At 41.9% G+C, this 19398-nt stretch carries 16 protein-coding genes; 8 read left to right on the top strand and 8 right to left on the bottom strand.

The features are described 5' to 3' along the window. The coding region (gdhA, locus tag PSF11_RS19735) for an NADP-specific glutamate dehydrogenase (RefSeq protein ID WP_272582847.1) at positions 1-1056 on the bottom strand (1056 nt) is incomplete at its 3' end. Between the two features lie 265 nt (positions 1057-1321). Next, a complete protein-coding gene (gene uspA, locus PSF11_RS19730; RefSeq protein ID WP_004916030.1) occupies positions 1322-1756 on the bottom strand; it encodes a universal stress protein UspA in 435 nt (144 codons plus the stop codon). A gap of 473 nt (positions 1757-2229) precedes the next feature. On the opposite strand from uspA, the gene uspB reads away from it, so the two are divergent. Further along, positions 2230-2565, top strand: coding sequence for a universal stress protein UspB (gene uspB / locus PSF11_RS19725; protein ID WP_004916033.1), 336 nt, complete (start codon positions 2230-2232; stop codon positions 2563-2565). Positions 2566-2685: 120 nt separating this feature from the next. Here the strand turns inward: uspB and pitA are convergent, their stop codons facing one another. Beyond that, a complete protein-coding gene (gene pitA / locus PSF11_RS19720) occupies positions 2686-4173 on the bottom strand; it encodes an inorganic phosphate transporter PitA (protein ID WP_004916035.1) in 1488 nt (495 codons plus the stop codon). Positions 4174-4650: 477 nt separating this feature from the next. On the opposite strand from pitA, the gene PSF11_RS19715 reads away from it, so the two are divergent. Together PSF11_RS19715 and PSF11_RS19710 are read left to right on the top strand one after the other, a co-directional pair. Next, positions 4651-5853, top strand: a complete 1203-nt coding sequence (locus PSF11_RS19715; RefSeq protein WP_004916038.1) for an NAD(P)/FAD-dependent oxidoreductase — start codon at positions 4651-4653, stop codon at positions 5851-5853. A 538-nt stretch (positions 5854-6391) separates the two neighbouring features. Continuing rightward, on the top strand, positions 6392-7090 hold the full coding sequence (locus PSF11_RS19710) for a pirin family protein (protein WP_004916039.1): 699 nt from the start codon (positions 6392-6394) through the stop codon (positions 7088-7090). Between the two features lie 86 nt (positions 7091-7176). Here the strand turns inward: PSF11_RS19710 and pckA are convergent, their stop codons facing one another. From pckA to PSF11_RS19690, 4 genes are all read right to left on the bottom strand, one after another. After that, entirely contained in the window at positions 7177-8796 is a 1620-nt protein-coding gene (pckA, locus tag PSF11_RS19705; protein WP_072502635.1) for a phosphoenolpyruvate carboxykinase (ATP), read from the bottom strand. A 204-nt stretch (positions 8797-9000) separates the two neighbouring features. Beyond that, positions 9001-9873 (bottom strand): Hsp33 family molecular chaperone HslO, encoded by an 873-nt coding sequence (gene hslO / locus PSF11_RS19700; protein WP_072502636.1) that lies wholly within the window; start codon positions 9871-9873, stop codon positions 9001-9003. Positions 9874-9958: 85 nt separating this feature from the next. Next, on the bottom strand, positions 9959-10366 hold the full coding sequence (gene hslR, locus PSF11_RS19695; RefSeq protein WP_004916047.1) for a ribosome-associated heat shock protein Hsp15: 408 nt from the start codon (positions 10364-10366) through the stop codon (positions 9959-9961). A 51-nt stretch (positions 10367-10417) separates the two neighbouring features. Next, positions 10418-12511 carry an IgaA/UmoB family intracellular growth attenuator gene (locus PSF11_RS19690; RefSeq protein ID WP_004916096.1) on the bottom strand — a complete coding sequence of 698 codons (2094 nt, stop codon included), beginning with the start codon at positions 12509-12511 and terminating at the stop codon, positions 10418-10420. Positions 12512-12932: 421 nt separating this feature from the next. Here PSF11_RS19690 and nudE point away from each other — a divergent pair, with 421 nt between their 5' ends. After that, a complete protein-coding gene (gene nudE / locus PSF11_RS19685; RefSeq protein ID WP_004916049.1) occupies positions 12933-13484 on the top strand; it encodes an ADP compounds hydrolase NudE in 552 nt (183 codons plus the stop codon). A gap of 128 nt (positions 13485-13612) precedes the next feature. Here nudE and mrcA read toward each other — a convergent pair whose 3' ends face one another. Continuing rightward, complete coding sequence (gene mrcA, locus PSF11_RS19680; RefSeq protein WP_014657121.1) at positions 13613-16144, bottom strand: peptidoglycan glycosyltransferase/peptidoglycan DD-transpeptidase MrcA; 2532 nt, start codon at positions 16142-16144, stop codon at positions 13613-13615. A 116-nt stretch (positions 16145-16260) separates the two neighbouring features. On the opposite strand from mrcA, the gene pilM reads away from it, so the two are divergent. Genes pilM through PSF11_RS19660 form a run of 4 tightly spaced genes read left to right on the top strand, consistent with a single transcriptional unit; the run spans position 16261 to position 19197 of the window. Next, positions 16261-17103 carry a pilus assembly protein PilM gene (gene pilM, locus PSF11_RS19675; protein ID WP_014657122.1) on the top strand — a complete coding sequence of 281 codons (843 nt, stop codon included), beginning with the start codon at positions 16261-16263 and terminating at the stop codon, positions 17101-17103. Continuing rightward, on the top strand, positions 17090-17629 hold the full coding sequence (locus PSF11_RS19670; RefSeq protein ID WP_004916052.1) for a PilN domain-containing protein: 540 nt from the start codon (positions 17090-17092) through the stop codon (positions 17627-17629). Before pilM ends, PSF11_RS19670 begins: the two co-directional genes overlap by 14 nt. Beyond that, on the top strand, positions 17622-18170 hold the full coding sequence (locus tag PSF11_RS19665; RefSeq protein WP_014657123.1) for a hypothetical protein: 549 nt from the start codon (positions 17622-17624) through the stop codon (positions 18168-18170). Before PSF11_RS19670 ends, PSF11_RS19665 begins: the two co-directional genes overlap by 8 nt. Further along, complete coding sequence (locus tag PSF11_RS19660) at positions 18160-19197, top strand: secretin N-terminal domain-containing protein (RefSeq protein WP_014657124.1); 1038 nt, start codon at positions 18160-18162, stop codon at positions 19195-19197. The genes PSF11_RS19665 and PSF11_RS19660 overlap by 11 nt, the downstream gene beginning before the upstream one ends. The last annotated feature ends 201 nt before the right edge of the window (positions 19198-19398 follow it).

The raw sequence follows: 19398 nt of genomic DNA, 5'->3' as shown, positions 1-19398 counted from the left end.
AGTCGCTGGGATTGTCGTTGGCATATTCGCGCCTTCAGCAACCGCTTTAACACCATTTTTGATCAGCAATTCTGCGGCAGCAGTATCTAATTCGTTTTGTGTCGCACATGGTAGAGCAATATCAACAGGTACACACCAAGGTTGCTGACCTGCTAAGTAGGTTAAGCCAAACTCTTTTGCATAGGCCTCTACACGACCATAATTGTTTTTAATTTCTTCCAAACGCGCTAATTTTTCTGGTGTAAAGCCAGCTTCATCAACAACAGTACCATTTGAGTCGGATGCCGTGACGACCGTTGCGCCAAGCTCCATACATTTTTCAATCGTATACTGCGCAACGTTACCAGAGCCAGATACCGCTACACGCATGCCTTCAAAACCTAAACCATGGCGTTTTAACATCGCATTTGTGAAATAAACTAAACCGTAACCGGTTGCTTCTGGGCGAATTAAGCTTCCCCCGAAAGAGAGTCCCTTACCCGTGAAAACACATGAAGTATCATTCGATAATTTCTTCATCATCCCAGCCATAAAACCAACTTCACGACCACCAACCCCGATATCACCCGCGGGTACGTCAGTATCCGCGCCTAAATGGCGATACAATTCGGTCATCAGTGCTTGGCAAAAGCGCATCACTTCACCATAGCTTTTGCCTTTCGGATCAAAGTCAGAGCCACCCTTGCCACCGCCCATTGGTAAGGTTGTCAGTGCATTTTTTAGTGTCTGTTCAAAGCCTAAGAATTTTAGAATGGAAAGGTTAACTGAAGGGTGGAAACGCATACCGCCTTTAAATGGGCCGATAGCAGAGCTATATTGAACCCGCCAAGCCCTATTCACTTGCACTTTACCTTGGTCATCCACCCAACAAACACGAAACTGAATCACTCTTTCAGGCTCAACAAAACGCTCAAGTAGTGCTTGTTCACGATATTTAGGATTATTTTCTAAGAATGGCCAAAGTGAGGTAAAGACTTCGCGAACAGCCTGGAGGAATTCAGGTTGCTGAGGGTCTCTTTTTTGTACAGACTCCAAGAACGATGATAGTGAATTCATCTATATCTTCCTTTTTAAATTTTTTGTTGTGATATTCCTCACTCTTTCTTGTGATAATTTTTGGGGAAATGTGAGGTTGATTTGCATTTGCCTATTGAATATATCACTAGTTTGTATTCAAGTTTCAAGGTTTTTTTTACTCTAATACAAAAAAATTTTTCTTGACCTGACAATAAGTAACTTAATTTAAATTTTTTAAGCCAAAAAAAACGCCTGCATAAGCAAGCGTTTTTAGCGAATAGTTTTTCATTTTTAACTGAATGGATTATTCATCATCGTCATTCAGTGGAACAATCAACATATCAACATGGACAGTATTAATCAACTGGCGAGCTGAAGACATCAACTTGCTCCAAAAATCTTGGTGGTGACCACAGACCACTAAGTCCATATCATATTTTTTGATTGCATCAACCAAGACCTGACCAAGATCACCACTACCGCTCAATGTTTCTTGAATTTCATAACCTGCGCCTGCGGAGAGGTCTTTGAGTGAATTACGAGTTTCATCCGTGATACGCTGTTGCATGTCGCCCAAATTCACATCAATAAGGCCAGTGTAGAGATCTGAGTAGTTCACATCAACATGGATCATGGATACTTTAGCCCCGTAAGGTTTTGCCATAGAGACGGCTTTATCCAGTAATATTTTACTTTCAGGTGATAAATCTACCGCTACGAGAATATGTTTGTACGCCATAAAGTAAACTCCTTCCGAATGCTGATTTTGTGATAAGTTAAGAGCCTATCCTATTCTTAGCCTCTTAACTCACCAATCGCTTATAAATACTATACCTGCATACTATGATAGATAAGTGTCGTTTTGATCACATCTGTGCAGATTAGCCTAGTGAATCTTTCATCACATAACATTTTAGAAAACAATAACATCATCTCTACAATATTAATATATAAACGAGAGTTATGTGTGATATTTTTCAATATAAACAAGCAGTAGCCTATTTCTTAGATAATCATTCTGTTATTACACACTTTTACCCAATATCTCTTTTTTATCAGCTTAAATTCGGATAAAAATCGCTCAAAAATCCTCGGGTTTGCACTTTTTTTAGGCAACTTATTATCCTACAATAAACAATAAGCTAGCTTAACACTGTGTTTGCTTTATTTCCTTTGTAGCAACAGCGCAAGCTGATACCTAAGGAGGTGAGTATGTTCAGTATGGTTGCCTTGTTCTGGGCTTTATGCTTTTTGTGTATCATCAATATGATACGCTACTTTTCTTCCATCCGTGTTTTGCTTTATATCCTACGGGATACCGACCCGTTGCTTTATCAATCTGTCGACGGTAATGGCTTTTTCACAACCCACGGCCAGTTAAACAAACAGCTAAAACTGGTTCGTTATATCAATAGTAAGCAATACCTTGAGCATTTTGACGATGAGGTCATATTACGGTGTGAGAGGATACGCAAACAATTTCTACAAATTAGTCAGCTAAGTATCTTAGTGATTGTTAGCTTAATTTACCTACTTATTTTTGCTTAATAGCAGGGTAAAAAAACAAACTCGATACTCCACGGTTTTCAAGGCAAAAAAATAGTGATGAACTGAGCAGCTCATCACTATTATGTTGTATTCATTCTATCAACAGTTTGCGAAACTGTTCTAGATAATCATCAATGCAATCCAGTACAAACCACCAGATAGACAGATAGAAACAGGCAGTGTTAATAACCATGCCAAAGCAATACTCTTAATTGTCTTGCTCTGAACACCCCCACCGTCAACGACCATGGTTCCCGCAACTGCGGAAGATAATACCTGAGTCGTCGAAACAGGCATCCCTGTGTAGCTCGCAACACCAATTGAAACAGCGGCAGTCACCTGAGCAGAAACACCTTGCGCATATGTCATGCCTTTCTTACCGATTTTCTCACCGATAGTGACCGCAACGCGTTTCCAACCAAACATTGTTCCGAGAGACAATGCTAAAGCAACTGAAATAATGATCCACAATGGCGCATACTCAACGGTATACAGTAAGTCATTACTCAATTTTTTCAGCAAGCTTGCATCTTGAGAGCTAGTTTCTGGCAGCTTAGCAACCGCATTTGCGGTATCAGAGATACACATTAATAAGCGACGCATATGATTACGTTGCTCTGGTGATAACTCATCGTAGCTTTGTACGCCATTCAACAACTTTTGAGCTTGGCTCAGAACGATAGCCGTACGTGAGCTATCACAATGGAACTCTTCGCCAATTTCATCGGTGCCAGTCACTGCTGGTGTATTTTCAATTGCATGGTTGAGTGCTGGTTTATGTGTCTCATAGTATTGTTGCAAGTGAACAACAGCATCATGCGTTCTTGCGATATCGTAACCGCTTGAATTCATATTGACGACAAAACCGGCTGGCGCAACACCAATCAGTACTAACATGATAAGACCGATGCCTTTCTGACCGTCATTTGCACCATGTGAGAAACTCACGCCAACGGCGGAAAGAATCAGTGCAGTACGGGTCCAGAATGGTGGCTTGCGCTTACCATCTTTTTTCTCACGCTCTGCGGGCGTTAAGTGAATACGGCGACGTTTTTTCGTACCACTCCAGTAACGGCGTAGAACAAATATCATCAAGCCCGCGATCACAAAACCAATAGCAGGAGAAAGGATAAGGGACATGAAAATACTGATCATTTTGGGTATGTTGAGGGCATCCACAACCGATGAATCAGTCACAATTGCATTGGTTAAACCAACACCAATAATCGCCCCGATTAACGTATGAGAACTGGATGCAGGGATACCAAAGTACCAGGTTCCAAGGTTCCAGATAATTGCAGCCAATAGCAATGAAAAGACCATTGCTAGGCCGTGAGCTGAACTCACATTAAGCAAAAGATCTGTCGGCAATAGGTGCACAATTGCATAAGCAACGCTTAACCCCCCGAGCAGAACGCCAAAAAAGTTAAAAACACCCGCCATAACAACCGCGAACTGAGCGCGCATTGCACGGGTATAAATAACTGTCGCTACCGCATTCGCGGTATCATGGAAGCCATTTATAGCCTCATAGAACAGCACAAATAACAGTGCCAGTACTAACAGTAGGCCGGTGTAAAATTCCAAACCTGTAAAAAGATGTAGCATAGACGTTAAGCCATTTTATGTTGGTCATGAACGCGGCGCATTATCAGTGACAAACGCTAGCGGTGGAAGCAAAATCTAACCTTTTTTTGATTTCACTACTGTTGAAAAAAGTACAACATGATTATTATCCTATAATTATCAGCATATTACACAATTTGTTTTTATTCTGATTTTTTTTCTCTTTTTCGTTAGAATTTCACGCAAATCAGAGTAAATTCATCTTTTTTGGCGAATATCGAACGAACCGCTGATCTTTTAGAAAAACCCTAAAACCAATTTTGAGTCAGCGTCATTGATTAATCACTGACCAAAAAATAAGCCTAAAAGTTCAGCAGACCCTAATTATAATATGTATTCAATACTTTTCATCAGTTGTTACACGATACATGGTATCGCAACGATAAAAGTTTAACGAACTCTAGCCACTCATAAAATTGTAGTGTCTTTTAAAATCAAACAGATAGAGAATTTCTTATTGTGAAAAATTATGACGTCATTATTCTGGGTGCAGGTGCCGCAGGACTTTTTTGTGCATCACTCGCAGGGAAGCGTGGTTTGAATACACTGGTCTTGGATAACGGAAAAAAACTTGGCAGAAAAATCCTCATGTCAGGAGGCGGGCGTTGTAACTTTACCAATATCTATGCCGAACACAGTAATTACCTTTCCGCCAACCCTCACTTTTGTAAGTCAGCACTTGCTCGCTATACACAGTGGGATTTCATTGCGTTGGTTAATAAATATAATATCCCTTACCACGAGAAAACATTAGGCCAATTATTCTGTGACAATAGCGCCCAAGATATTGTTGATATGCTCGAAGAAGAGTGCCGCTTACCCAATATCACCATAAAATTGCGTAGCGAAGTGACTGGCGTTGAAAAAATAGACAATGGTTTTGTGGTAACAGTGAACGGAAATAAAGTGAGTGCACACTCACTTGTTGTCGCAACGGGCGGCCTATCCATGCCCGGACTAGGAGCGACACCTTTTGGTTATCGAATTGCCGAACAGTTCGGTCATCAGATTTTACCGACCCGCGCAGCGTTAGTTCCTTTTACACTGCATAAGCCGCTGTTAGAGACGCTACAAGTCCTCTCGGGTGTCTCTGTTGCAGCAACCGTTACCTCCGCCGATGGTACTTTATTTAAAGAAAATATTCTTTTTACTCACCGTGGCCTATCTGGCCCCGCTATTTTACAGATCTCCAATTATTGGAACCCCGGAGAGTTTGTAAGTATTAACTTACTTCCTGAACACTCTCTGACGGATTATTTGGCTGAAGAAAAGCAAACACATCCAAACCAATCCCTTAAAACAACACTCGCCAAATTATTACCAAAACGGTTAGTTGAAGTTTTGCAAACGCTAGGCCAGATACCTGATTGCGCACTCAAACAACTTACCCACCCACAAATTGAGACACTGCATAACAACTTACATCAGTGGCAAATACAACCTAATGGTACTGAAGGCTATCGTACCGCTGAGGTCACTTTAGGTGGCGTTGATACCCGCGAAATTTCATCGAAAACGATGGGCTCACTAAAAACAGAAGGATTATATTTCATCGGTGAGGTTTTGGATGTCACAGGCTGGCTAGGCGGTTATAACTTCCAATGGGCGTGGAGTTCGGCTGCGGCTTGCGCGGAAAATCTGCCGTTACATACAGAGCAATAAACTATTTAAAGGCGTAACCTACGCAAAAAATCATTTAAAGCCACGCAATGGTTTTTGCATAAACATAATTAAACGGGGTAATAGCGAGGCATTCTAACCTCAATAATACCCCTACTTTCCCTATGTATCGTTCAAAAATCTCGCTGAACCTATAAAAAGTTAATCCATTGAAAAATAATGGATATTATTTAATTTGATAGAAATCATATAATTGCGATTTTTATTGTAATTTATACGATTTTGATTAAAAAAAACACTTTACAAACGATAGTGATAACTATTATCATCAAATCACTACCTCGACATCACTGATACAGTCACTGTCTTGGCAGTACGACATTGCTCACATTGCTTCCAGTGTTTAGTTTAGCCAGCCTTGTGCTGGCTACTTTTTTATCTCCTGATCTTGTTCAAACTTTTTGAATTCTATGGTCAATCGTAACGGCTTCTCTCTATTATTAAATTGTTTAAACTGTCATCAACAAATTTAGCACTGTTCCAACATCGGTTGGCGATAGGCTTTTAAGGAGATGACACAATGATCTATTTACGCAAAGCAAATGAACGTGGCCATGCTAATCATGGTTGGCTAGATAGCTGGCATACTTTTTCGTTTGCCAATTATTATGATAAGCAATTTATGGGCTTCTCTGCGCTCCGTGTCATCAACGAAGACGTTATCGATGCAGGGCAAGGCTTTGGTACCCATCCTCATAAAGATATGGAGATCCTCACCTATGTTCTAGAAGGCACCGTTGAACATAAAGACAGCATGGGCAATATGGAGCAGATCCCAGCCGGTGAATTTCAAATAATGAGTGCGGGTACGGGAGTACGTCATTCTGAGTACAACCCTGATGATAAAAACCGCCTTCACCTTTATCAAATCTGGATTTTGCCGGAAAAGGCCGGTATCGAGCCACGTTATGAGCAAAAACGTTTTGATTCAAAGGATGGGAAACAGCTAGTGCTATCACCTGATGCGAGAGATGGCTCGCTAAAAGTGTATCAAGACATGACATTGTGGCGTTGGGCGTTATCGAACAATGACACCCAAACCTATGCGATTGCCGACAAACGCGTTGTTTGGATCCAAGTGGTTAAAGGCAACATCGAGGTTAATGGCCAAACTGCCACAACCAGCGATGGCTTAGCGATCTGGCAAGAAGCTAGCCTCACAATGACAGCGAGTGAAGACAGCGAAATTTTACTGTTTGATTTACCTGCGGCTGACTAATAGATGACTGCATGCAGATTTACCCACTCAATAAAAAACAAAGGCCCTGAATTCAGGGCCTTATAATTATTTGTTCAACAAACCCATTACAGTTTAGGGCCTGCTTTCACTAATGCTGCACCTGCTGGCGTGTCAGTATATTTGTCGAAGTTCTTCACGAAACGATCAGCCAAGTCTTTCGCTTTCTCATCCCATTGTGATTTATCAGCATAGGTATTACGAGGGTCAAGGATATTGGTATCAACGCCCGGTAATGCTGTTGGAACTTCCAAATCAAAGATTGGCAGCTTAATGGTATCTGCTTTTTCGATATCACCACTTAAGATAGCGTCAATAATAGCGCGCGTATCTTTAATAGAAATACGTTTACCAGTACCGTTCCAACCCGTATTCACTAAGTAAGCTTTCGCGCCGGCAGCTTCCATACGCTTAACTAATACTTCAGCATATTGTGTTGGGTGCAGTGATAGGAATGCCGCACCAAAACAGGCAGAGAAGGTTGGTGTTGGTTCAGTGACACCACGCTCAGTACCTGCCAACTTAGCCGTAAAGCCAGATAGGAAATGATACTGTGTTTGCTCTGGCGTCAAACGTGAAACTGGAGGTAACACCCCAAACGCATCTGCCGTTAAGAAAATGACTTTCGTCGCGTGACCCGCTTTAGAGACTGGCTTAACAATGTTTTCGATATGGTAGATTGGGTAAGAAACACGCGTGTTTTCTGTTTTCGAACCATCGTCAAAATCAACGCTACCATCCGCCAGTACCGTGACGTTTTCTAACAGAGCATCACGTTTGATGGCGCCATAGATATCTGGCTCGGCTTCTTTAGAAAGGTGGATAGTTTTTGCATAGCAACCACCTTCAAAGTTAAACACACCATCGTCATCCCAACCGTGCTCATCGTCACCGATTAGCTTACGTTTTGGATCTGTAGACAATGTTGTTTTACCTGTACCAGACAAGCCGAAGAAAATAGCGACATCGCCTTTTTCACCAACGTTAGCAGAACAGTGCATTGATGCGATGCCTTTAAGTGGCAACAGGTAGTTCATCATTGAGAACATACCTTTTTTCATTTCGCCGCCGTACCAAGAACCACCGATTAACTGCATGCGCTCTGTTAGGTTGAAAGCCACAAAGTTTTCTGAGTTCAGACCTTGCTCTTTCCAATTTGGGTTAGTGCATTTTGCACCGTTCATAACGATAAAGTCTGGCTCAAAACCAACCAGTTCTGCGTCAGTTGGGCGAATAAACATGTTTTTAACGAAATGCGCTTGCCATGCCACTTCCGTGATAAAACGCACTTTTAAGCGAGTGTCCGCATTCGCGCCACAGAATGCATCAACGATAAACAAACGTTTACCTGATAGCTGCTCTGTCACTAAATGTTTTAATTCATTCCAAACTTCTTGGGTCATTGGTTTGTTGTCGTTTTTACCTTTGCCCTGATCAGCCCACCAGACAGTATCACGGGTGACATCATCACGCACAATGTACTTATCTTTTGGTGAACGACCAGTAAAAATACCGGTATCAACCGCAACAGCACCTAACGTGGTCACTGTGCCACGCTCATAGCCTTCTAATCCAGGTTTAGTTTCTTCCTTGAATAGCAGTTCATAACTAGGGTTATAGACAACTTCGGCTACATCATGAATGCCATATTGTTCGAGTTCCTTCGGGGTAATACTTTTAGCGCTCATTATTATTGCTCCTGGTAATCATAACTAATCTACAGATGATCATAATTCTTTACGACTAATTAACAGCGATAGCTATCAAAGAATTGAAAATGTATAATTTTTTTTAATTCATTATGAGACTTAGAGCACGTAATAAGCCTTTAAAATTATAAAAAAAGGGTGCAAAATTGCACCCTCGTCACATAATTAGGTTGCTAAATCGTATCAGTGAAGTTGCTGATTTTGCTCATTTTTCAACCCTTGAATATCGGATTCAATAAATACGTAGTGTGAGCCACAATATTCACACTCCATATCAATTTTTCCATCTTTTTGCAATATATCGATAACATCTTCTTCAGGTAAAGTCATTAATGTGCTTTCACAACGCTCCCGTGAGCAAGTGCAACGAAATTCAACGGATTGTGGGTCGTATAGCGTAACATCTTCTTCATGATATAAACGATGTAGCACCTCTTTGACATCCAGCTCACTCAACTCTTCGCCTTTAATGGTCGCGGTCAACTGCACTAAGTGATCAAAGATATCATGGCTACCTTCATCCGCAGCAGGGAGTACTTGCAGTAACATGCCGCCGGCAATCGCTTTACCTTGTGATTCACCAACGCGAATAAACAAGCGCGTTGGTAACTGTTCTGACTGCATAAAGTAAGCATCAATGCACTCTTCTAGCGTTTCACCTTCGATTGCAACAATCCCTTGATAACGCTCCCCTTGATTGGGTGTGATAGTAATGACCATATAGCCATTACCAATCATCTGCTTTAGTGTGCTCCCAGCAACCACGGAGCCATCAACACGCGCAACACCCCGCATTTGTTGTAAGTTATTGCCATTAATAACAGCCAAATTCACTGGGCCATCACCTTGGATTTGTACAGTAATATCACCATCAAATTTCAATGTTGCGGTAAGCAGGCTGGTAGCAACAAGCAATTCACCTAATAGTCCTTTAACGGCATCTGGGTAGTCATGATTGTTCAGGATCTGCTGAAATGTCTCATCGACAGTGATCATCTCCCCACGTACAGCATGCTGTTCAAAAAGGAAACGGTGGAGTAGGTCTTGTTTAGCCATAATTTCTCTCTATTGCTTATGAGAGGCCTCGTTAAAAACCTCTCACCTTGATTAAAATGTTTTTAAATACGAATAACATCAACGGTTACACGTCATGGGAATTTGTCTGCTTAAATTTTAGCAGGGTTCGACGCTCTTTTTTATCGGGTCGCCGTTCTGGATGCGGCATCGTTAATGCGTTCATCTTCCGAGCTTGGGCCAATTTTTCACGCTGCTCTTGGCTCTCGGGGGTTTCACGATAAAGTAATTGGGCTTCTGGCGCGCCTCTGCGCTGACCACTCACTTCCAATACTTCGACAGTCCGTTCATCATTACCTTGCCTTAGCCTGATTAACGCATTCAGTTCAACAATTTTACCGGGCTTGGTCCTTTGCCCGTTGTAATGAACTTTTCCGCCATCAATCATATCGCGAGCTATCGAGCGTGTTTTGTAAAAACGCGCTGCCCATAACCATTTATCTAGGCGAACTTGTTCTGTAGGTGATTGTTTCATGATGTTATCCTCAGTGCCAATCTTTAAAATGAGGCCTCCATCATTTAGAAACTAACTTTGATTGGAGGGATTGTCTGCCTCAAAGCACTTATCATAATATCGTTTAATATTACGTAATCGCTTTTTATTATTCATGATACGGAATATGACTAAAGTACCATTTAATAACACGCCAATGCCGAGAAAGAGAGTGAATAAGGAACTGATCACATATTGCGACAATACCTTCTCATCCGGTTTGCTATGAAGGGTGATATGTAATGTCCCGTTCGCATCCGTCGACAAATCCGTGATAATACCTTCGACATCAAACGGGGTGTTGATAAGCAAGCCCGCTATCCGTTTAAGCTCCACCCAGCGTTGCAAAGGCGTCATATCATTGAATGTGCTCCCCACGATAAAATCGACGAGCGCTTTATTTTCATCACTGATCAGTAGCACGCCACCCGGTGGAGGGCTATTCAGTTTTGCAGCCTCTTTTTCAACTTCGACTTTGATAAATTCATATGTGGTGACTTCAACTAGCTTTTCCAAGGCCTCGGCACTACCTGCGCGTAATAAAACATGAGCGCCACTTAATTTCCCTGTGGACGCTTTAACAACAAGTGTTCCCCAATCATCGGTGCTGCCTAAATTGGTTAGCGCACTTTTCAGCTTAGAGCAGGCATGTTCTTGGTAACATAACTCGTTGGTTTTCAATATTATTTCAGAGAAATCAAAAATAATATTCATCCCTGATTTCATAATATCACGCTGTAAGCGCGGGTTAACCCCAACACTGTTTTTTTCAGGGTGTAGCTGCTTTTGCACTGTATTAAGTAGCCTAATTGCGCGCTCTATCACTTCAGATTCCGGGTCTGGCGTCAAATTCATATTGTTCCAATACACGCCTGAACAATCAAAAGGCGCAAACTGAGCATGATTCGTATCAGACAGATTAGGCGGCCGATAGCACATCCCAACCCCTTTCGCACTTAAGCTATCACCAACTTTTAATTTTCGCGTTTCCAGTTCAGCCACATTCATGACCTTGATCTTTTCAGCGCCCTCAAGCCATGCAAACCCGAGTTTGATGGGTAAGCACATGGATTGATAGGAAAACATCAAAAATAAAACCAGTAAACCAGTTGCGAGTATCAGGAGATTTTTTTTATATCGCCGATAAGGGTAATAGCGCTCCTCTTCGTGCAATGATAGAAATTGCCCATGCCGCAAAACCTGCCCTGACGGGTACATGTCTATCTGAGTCGCTTTGTTTAACTCATGGTGGATATAAGGTTCCCAATGGGAAGGATAATAGAGATCGATCCCCCCTATAGAGACGGTCGATGATTGCCTTTTATCTAGTTCCCCATACAGTTCCCACCGTTTCGGCTGCCCAAAAACGCACTGCACATCTTGTAATTTCTTAGGGAAGACACGTAAGCGAAAGAGAGCCAATAGGCCCGCAACAAAACAGAAAAAGGCTCCGACAAACCCCCATGACTGCAAAAAAGGAATGGCAATTAGTGCTAAATACCCAAGTAAAAAGCTCAAACAAATCAGTAAAGTGCCTAGCCAACCAGAGGAATGATTTAGCCGATGCTCCTCAATAGTTTCTTTGCGAACACGCAATACTTGAACATTAGGTTCTCCTCTTTCATGAATTGCCGCTTCAGGGGTAACAATTTCCTGAATATCATCAGAGGTCCACTCATAATTAAAATCTTTTAACGAGAAATTATTTAGAGAAATAATTAATGGTAGATGGTTAGTTTCAACTAACTCCATCACATTTTTTTGCTGTAAATAAGGTTCAAGCTGGTGGGGAAGTTTAACTTCAATGGTATCAATAAAATAACGCCAACTATTCGCTTGCTCTTGCCGCAAATTAAATCGAGTGACTGAATTACACACCGTTGCGATCACGGCATTTTTCTTCAATTGCCACGGTGTTTGCTCAGCGCTTTGGGAAGGAAAAGGGTTGGTACGTAAGTACTGAGAGATGATTTGATAGTCGTTATCTATCATCTTCCGGTAAGATGGCTCAGCTTGAGAAGGGATCTGATAGACACCAGAATTCCGCCCCCGCCTGAAATACAGAAAGGAAGCCATTATAGTTAGGCTAATTATAAAAATAGCCATTATAATGACGTAAGTAAGCATTTTTTCCCCAGTGAAATAATATCAAGAAAAGCATAGCAATCACGGCGCTATCGCTATATAAGCCAATTCCTATTCTATTTTTAGTTTTTATGTTAATTTACAATATGTTGTAATTAAAAAATTTTATTTATTAATCTGTGCTCTTTTTATACACTTCATATATACATAAAATAATTCAAGTTGTATGTTTGTATACATGCTAAGTACGCCATTTTAATATAAAAACCTAAGAGACGAAGCACTGTACCTTATTATCATACCTCTCACACAACTAGAAGTGCGATAGGTATACTAACAGCATTTTATCAACCCGATAATCTCTATCAATTTTTTTTGATATGGGTCATAGTTAACAACAGTGTAATAGCGACATTGTAGCGTCGCTGATATTTTTATTCACTCACCCTATTCGGGAATTGTTATGACTGAGCTTAAAAAGCCAAAAATCTTGAATATTCAGGATGTTGCTCATTCCAAGTTATTCAGTATCCAATCTGTTGACCTCGAGTTTAGCAACGGCGAAAAACGCATTTATGAAAGGATGCGTCCAGGGAAACGTGAGGCCGTACTCATTGTTCCTATCATCAATGATAGTTTGATCCTAATCCGTGAATACGCTGTCGGTATTGAAGATTACGAATTAGGGTTCCCTAAAGGCGCTATCGATCCCGGTGAAACCCCAATAGAAGCAGCACAACGCGAGTTAAAAGAAGAAATCGGTTTTGGTGCCAATCACATCACACAAGTGGCGAAACTCACCATGTCACCCTCTTACTTCTCTAGTAAGATGAATATTCTCATCGCAAGCGACCTTTATCATGAAAAGCTAGAAGGGGATGAACCAGAGCCTTTACAACAGGTTAGATGGCCAATTGCACGCATGATGGAGTTACTTGAACACCCTGATTTCAATGAAGCGCGTAATATCAGTGCCTTATTCTATCTTGAGCGTTATTTAAAAAAATACAATTAGCGCCATTTTTCCAAATAGATCACCGATTAATTTTTGCGTTAAAAATAAATAGGAAAATCAATACAACGATTTTCCTATTTAACATTTACTCTCTTGTTAGCTCCCCTTTGAACAGGGAGCCAAACACATTAGAACAGTTCTTGGCTCTCGCCGCCCTCTTCAAAGATAGTCGTTCCAACCTCTTGAATAGCATGCTCTTTAGGCTCAGTACCCTCAATAAAATACTCTTTACGAGAATTGCCTAGCTTACCCGTCCGACTATCAATAGAAACAGCAATGATCCCTTTCGGTGGCTTCATCATCGTAACCGGTACACCTTCTAAGATTGACTTCATAAAGTCATCCCATATTGGTTGAGCGCTTTTCGCCCCCGCTTCACCACCGCTGATTGCAGTGCGCCCTAAGGTACGCCTATTATCATCAAAACCAATCCAAGCCGAGGCGACAACATCAGGGCCGTAACCGGAGAACCAAGCATCTTTCGAGCTATTCGTTGTGCCTGTTTTACCACCAATATCACGGCGACCACCTAGATCTCTCGCTGCACGCCAGCCAGTACCTAACCAGCCTGGTTCACCATAGATATTCGTCATCATTGCATCCCTAATTAAGAACGCTAAAGGTGTGCTGATAACATGAGGCGCATACATATCTTGAGGTGTCGCTTCTTTTGGTGCCGCAGATGTCACTTCCATCGTTGGCTCTTGCTCCGTTGGTTTATCATCTGATTGAGTAATTTCTTCTGTCGACTCGTCATCAACACCTTTAAGGGCGATCGTACGCTCCGTATTTCCATAAATCACTGGAATATCAGTACAATCAGGGCAAGCTATTCTTGGATTAGCTTCAAAAAGCACCTCACCCTCTGCATTCTCAATTTTTTGGATATAGTAAGGGTCAATCAGATAACCACCATTCACCATCACCGCATAGCCTCGCACCATCTGCATTGGCGTAAATGATGGCGCACCGAGCGCTAAGGCTTCAGTCCGATTGATATTTTCCGCAGGGAAGCCAAAACGTGTGAGGTAATCGGCTGCATAGTCAACCCCCATCGCTCTCATGGCGCGTACCATAACCACGTTCTTTGATTCACCTAACCCTTGTCTTAAGCGGATAGGGCCTGCATAACGAGGTGGTGAGTTTTTCGGCCGCCAATCTGACCCTGCTCCCGCATCCCAACGACTGATAGGAACATCATTTAACAGTGATGCCAGCGTCAAGCCTTTATCCATCGCTGCTGTATACAAGAAAGGTTTGATATTCGAGCCAACTTGGCGTAATGACTGAGTGACGCGGTTAAACTCACTCATATTAAAGTCAAAGCCACCCACTAAGGCGATAATCGCACCATTATTTGGGTTCAATGCCACAAAAGCCCCGTTAACTTCAGGAACCTGTCCCAGCCACCAAATATCTTTTACTTTGCGGATCCAAACTTGCTCACCTGCTTTCATCACCGCATTCACTTTACTTGGCATGGCACCTTGCTGGGTATCGGAAATGAATTTACGCGCCCAACGCACACCCGCTAAAGTGATTTTCTCTGTTGAGCCATCGGCCAATTGCACCGTCGCTTCGCTGTCCGTTGAGGAAAGGACAACAGCAGGTAATAATGGCCCATAAACAGGGGATTTTTTAAGTTTTTCGATAATTTTTTCTGTCGTCCAGGCAGGCTCTCCTGCTGTCCACAACACGTCTGCTGGCCCGCGATAACCATGACGGACATCATAATCAATTAAATTATTGCGTACCGCATCAGTGGCTGCGAGTTGGTCTTTGCGAATAACCGTTGTGTAGACTTTGTAACCGTCAGTATAAGCATCTTCACCATGTTGCTCATACAATGTTTGGCGTGCCATTTCGGCGAGGTAGGGTGCTGAGAAATCAATTTTCGGTGCGTGATAAGACGCTTCAATTCGCTCATTTTTTGCCTGTTCATATTCAGCTTGGGTGATGTATTTTTCTTCTAGCATACGCCCAAGCACCACATTACGACGGCTAATCGCTTTTTCATAAGAGAATAAAGGATTTGATGTCGAAGGTGCTTTTGGTAAGCCCGCGATCATCGCCATTTCACTGAGCGTTAATTCATTGACCGTTTTACCAAAATACACATACGCGGCTGCGCCAACCCCATATGCACGGTTACCAAGGTAAATTTTATTGAGGTACAGTTCCATGATCTCATTTTTGGTGAATAACTGCTCAATTCTCACCGCAAGAAAGACCTCTTTTACCTTACGCATTATGGTTCTTTCTGGGCTTAAGTAAAAGTTTCTGGCTAATTGCTGGGTGATTGTACTCGCCCCTTGGGAAGCACGACCCGAAGATGCCATTACCGTAACGGCACGGAAAATACCCACAGGGTCGATACCATGATGCTCATAAAAACGGCTATCTTCCGTTGCAATAAAGGCCTTGATCATCAGGGGGGGGATATCAGCTAATGGCAGCGGAATACGGCGTTTTTCACCATATTGTGCAATTAATTCACCATCAGCACTGAAGATTTGCATCGGCGTTTGTAGGCGGATGTCTTTCATTGTTGCGACGTCAGGTAACTCATTTTCGACATATTTGTACATGCCAAAAATCGAGGCGGTTCCCAAAAAAATGCAACAAATAACAATAATAAAAAAATATTTTACGAACTTCACCGGATAATTCCCATACTCAACAGACAGGAGGGTTTAGATATAGCTGGCGCGTAGTATAAAGCTTATACAGCTCAATAGAAATCGTAATTTATTTGTTGATGATAAGGAAATTATCTATGTATTCACAAAAATGGAACATCGGAATAGACCTTTGCCAAGCCTCAATTCAACTTGTTGCCACAAAACAAAACCGCAAACGGCGGTACTTATGCGAGTGTTGGCAACATAATATTCCAAACGAAATCACCAGCCAATCTGAACATGATAGATACGAGATGCTACTGAAAATTTTAATACAATGGCGTCGGAAATTACCTAAAAATTGTCAGGTCTCAATGGCATTTTCTGCTCTGAGAACATTAAAACAGCAAGTGACTTTACCTGAACAAGTGACTTTAAAGCAACCTGAGCTAGGTTGGTACTTACAAAGCTGCGCCGAAAAATTGTTTCCACTAAGTTCAGAAGATTTGGTGATCGATTATCGTGTGATAGACAATCGAGCCTACCTAAACGGGGTACGTAAGTCAGAGATCGTGTTTTGGCAAAATTTATTACATGACAGTGGCTTCTTGTTAACCGCAATTGATGTCGCCCCTTGTGTCTTACGTTACATTGCACGCTATGCTGGGTTACCCGATGAGAGTTGGCTAATACATTATCGCCAAGGGGAGTGGCTATGGACTGGCCCCGTCAGTCAACCTGCAACTTATAATCAAATCCAAGAAAATGACATCACCACACTTCCACAAATTATCGCTCTACTCAATGAAAACAATGGGCCACTAAAATTGCCTCTCTATTATATCGGCGATCACCATAAGTCTCAGGCAGTACATTCATGGAGCCTATTGCAAGCCTTTCATAACCATACCGTTAGGCTCCCTCACCAACTCGGTGATTTTGTGGTTGCAACAGGTTTAGCGTTACGCGATAAGGATCGTGACCATGTATCAAGTTAATTTTTTACCTTGGCGGCAACAGCGTATTACTCGCAATAAACGGCGGTGTTTCGCGCTATTTATTCTGCAAAGTTGTCTAGTCGCGATCGTGGTTATCTACAGTTCTTCACAACAGCAGTTCGAACAAACACAGTGGCAGATCACCAAAATGCAACTCGAACAACATGTCGCGCAAAAGCAGCAACAGATAAAGGTGATTAACGAAAAACAAGCCAAGCTCGCTGAATGGCAAACGCACCGACAACACCTTAATCGGCAAGCACAAAGTAACCGAACTCGGTTAAATCTTCTTTATAAGCTACCTGAACTTACACCGCAAAAAAGCTGGCTCGCGAAGGTCTCACTCACTGGTAATAACCTAGAAATAGCTGCTGTTAGCTATGATTTTCACGATATTAGCCAATTGATCACTCGCTTAGAAAGCAACCCGTTATTGCATCAAGTACAACTCATAAAAATGGGGAAAACTCGTCAGGTTAACTACTTGCATGTAAGTGCACACTATCAGGAGGAGACGAATGAATGATAATGCCTCTGGGTTTTGGTATCGCCCTTTTTGGCAACAAACTATTCCTCTTTGGGTTGCTACGATTGCTATCTTACTGGCTTACACCTTTTTTTATTGGCAGGAAGTGGAGTCTCAACTGACTGAACTTAAAAATAAAACTCAGCATATCGCCTCTCAATCACAACAATATACGCAGGCACTAACACAACTTCCTTCACTCCATCAACTTGAGCAACAAATGGTGGCTCTGGAGCAAGAATTAACATTATCAAAACAAAACGCAACACAATTTGTGGCTCATATACAACACATGGTTACCCAAACAAAGGTCGTACTTAACCGTTTACAACCCTCGCCGGCTGTAGCGGCCAATGAGCAGCGTTATCAGGTTGAAGTTCAAGGTGATTACCCGCAAATTTACCGCTTCATCCATGCCATTATCACGCCCGCATCATACCAAACAGGTCTCATTTCTGAGGTACGTTTTTCGCCTCGCAATGGCGAGTTAACAGCCACATTCACCCTCTCATTTATCAAGGATGATATTAATGAACAATAAACTGTTTTTAGCTGTAATCATTGTTTTTACTATTCCCTTAAACGTGATCGCTCAAGAGATGCGCGACCCCTTCATCCCTCTGCCTTTAGATGAAACTCACCAAAAGCTCGCCTCTCCCTCACCAACTCCCTCTCATCAACCCGTCGAGAATCCATTCATCGAAAAAATCTTTAAACTCACATCCATAAGTGCAACAGATGCCCTCGAACAGTTAAAACACCCTGAAAATGCTTTATTATCGAGCCAAGCTACCGCCATCAGCCACTTTGCAACAAATAGTTTAGTGATAAAAGAGACAAAAACCCGCTTACAACTGATTGAAGAGTGGTTAAAGCAACTTGATGTTCCTAAACAGCAAGTCCAAATTACCGCACACATTATCAGCAGCAGCCGGACAGCCCTGCAAGAGTTAGGCTTGGAGTGGGGAATGTTATCGGGTAGCCCCAATAATAGCCGCTACCAGCGTTATAACCGCTATGACTCTTCATCAGGTCAGTTTAATTTACTTCGGCTGGGCGAAGGGCTGTTAGAACTTAAACTTAATGCTTTAGAAAAAGAAAATTTGCTCTCTATTATCGCAAGCCCTCGTTTGATGGCTTCACACAAACACCCCGCCAGTATTCAGCAAGGGTCTGAAATCCCCTATGTCACTAGCACAGAAAAGAAAACACACGTTCAGTTTAAAGATGCGGTATTAGGAATGGAGGTCACGCCAACTCTCTCACGCGGAGATCACGTTGAGCTACTACTGAAAATCAGTCATAACTCCCCTGATAAAGCGATTACCACCAGTGATGAACACTATTTAGCGATCAATAAGCAAGAAATCGCTACCTCTGTCACGATACGCAACAATGAAACATTGATACTCGGCGGCATTTTTCAACAGAAGCAAGAAAAAACAGAAACAGGCCTACCTTTTCTTTCCAACATTCCCCTTTTGGGAAAGTTATTTACCAATACAGGTGAACATATTGACCGTAGAGTTCTTGTGGTTTTTATCACACCAAAGCTGATCAATATTTAGATAAAAAAATAATATTGATACTTCAAGTAGTTGAATGAATATAAAGGAAATGTGAGCAGAGAAAATTATTTTTTATGCCATAAACTTACCGGATAAATTTGACGCTGACGTCGTTTTAGCATACAAGGTTACCCATTGAGTGTTCTAACTATCAGTAGATTAAAGAACAAGCTATCAGCCGCTTATAAAATAGCCGCAATC

Origin of the sequence: Providencia sp. PROV119 (genome assembly GCF_028482435.1) — a bacterium.
Lineage (GTDB): Bacteria > Pseudomonadota > Gammaproteobacteria > Enterobacterales > Enterobacteriaceae > Providencia > Providencia stuartii.
The sequence above is the reverse complement of the archived record's forward strand: the minus strand, read 5'-3'. Positions and strand labels throughout refer to the sequence as shown.

Excerpts from the sequence above, each read along its gene's own strand:
- uspA (WP_004916030.1), bottom strand. The coding sequence starts at position 1,756 with ATGGCGTACAAACATATTCTCGTAGCGGTAGATTTATCACCTGAAAGT.
- uspB (WP_004916033.1), top strand. The coding sequence starts at position 2,230 with ATGTTCAGTATGGTTGCCTTGTTCTGGGCTTTATGCTTTTTGTGTATC.
- pitA (WP_004916035.1), bottom strand. The coding sequence starts at position 4,173 with ATGCTACATCTTTTTACAGGTTTGGAATTTTACACCGGCCTACTGTTA.
- PSF11_RS19710 (WP_004916039.1), top strand. The coding sequence starts at position 6,392 with ATGATCTATTTACGCAAAGCAAATGAACGTGGCCATGCTAATCATGGT.
- pckA (WP_072502635.1), bottom strand. The coding sequence starts at position 8,796 with ATGAGCGCTAAAAGTATTACCCCGAAGGAACTCGAACAATATGGCATT.
- hslO (WP_072502636.1), bottom strand. The coding sequence starts at position 9,873 with ATGGCTAAACAAGACCTACTCCACCGTTTCCTTTTTGAACAGCATGCT.
- hslR (WP_004916047.1), bottom strand. The coding sequence starts at position 10,366 with ATGAAACAATCACCTACAGAACAAGTTCGCCTAGATAAATGGTTATGG.
- PSF11_RS19690 (WP_004916096.1), bottom strand. The coding sequence starts at position 12,511 with ATGCTTACTTACGTCATTATAATGGCTATTTTTATAATTAGCCTAACT.
- nudE (WP_004916049.1), top strand. The coding sequence starts at position 12,933 with ATGACTGAGCTTAAAAAGCCAAAAATCTTGAATATTCAGGATGTTGCT.
- pilM (WP_014657122.1), top strand. The coding sequence starts at position 16,261 with ATGTATTCACAAAAATGGAACATCGGAATAGACCTTTGCCAAGCCTCA.
- PSF11_RS19670 (WP_004916052.1), top strand. The coding sequence starts at position 17,090 with ATGTATCAAGTTAATTTTTTACCTTGGCGGCAACAGCGTATTACTCGC.
- PSF11_RS19665 (WP_014657123.1), top strand. The coding sequence starts at position 17,622 with ATGAATGATAATGCCTCTGGGTTTTGGTATCGCCCTTTTTGGCAACAA.
- PSF11_RS19660 (WP_014657124.1), top strand. The coding sequence starts at position 18,160 with ATGAACAATAAACTGTTTTTAGCTGTAATCATTGTTTTTACTATTCCC.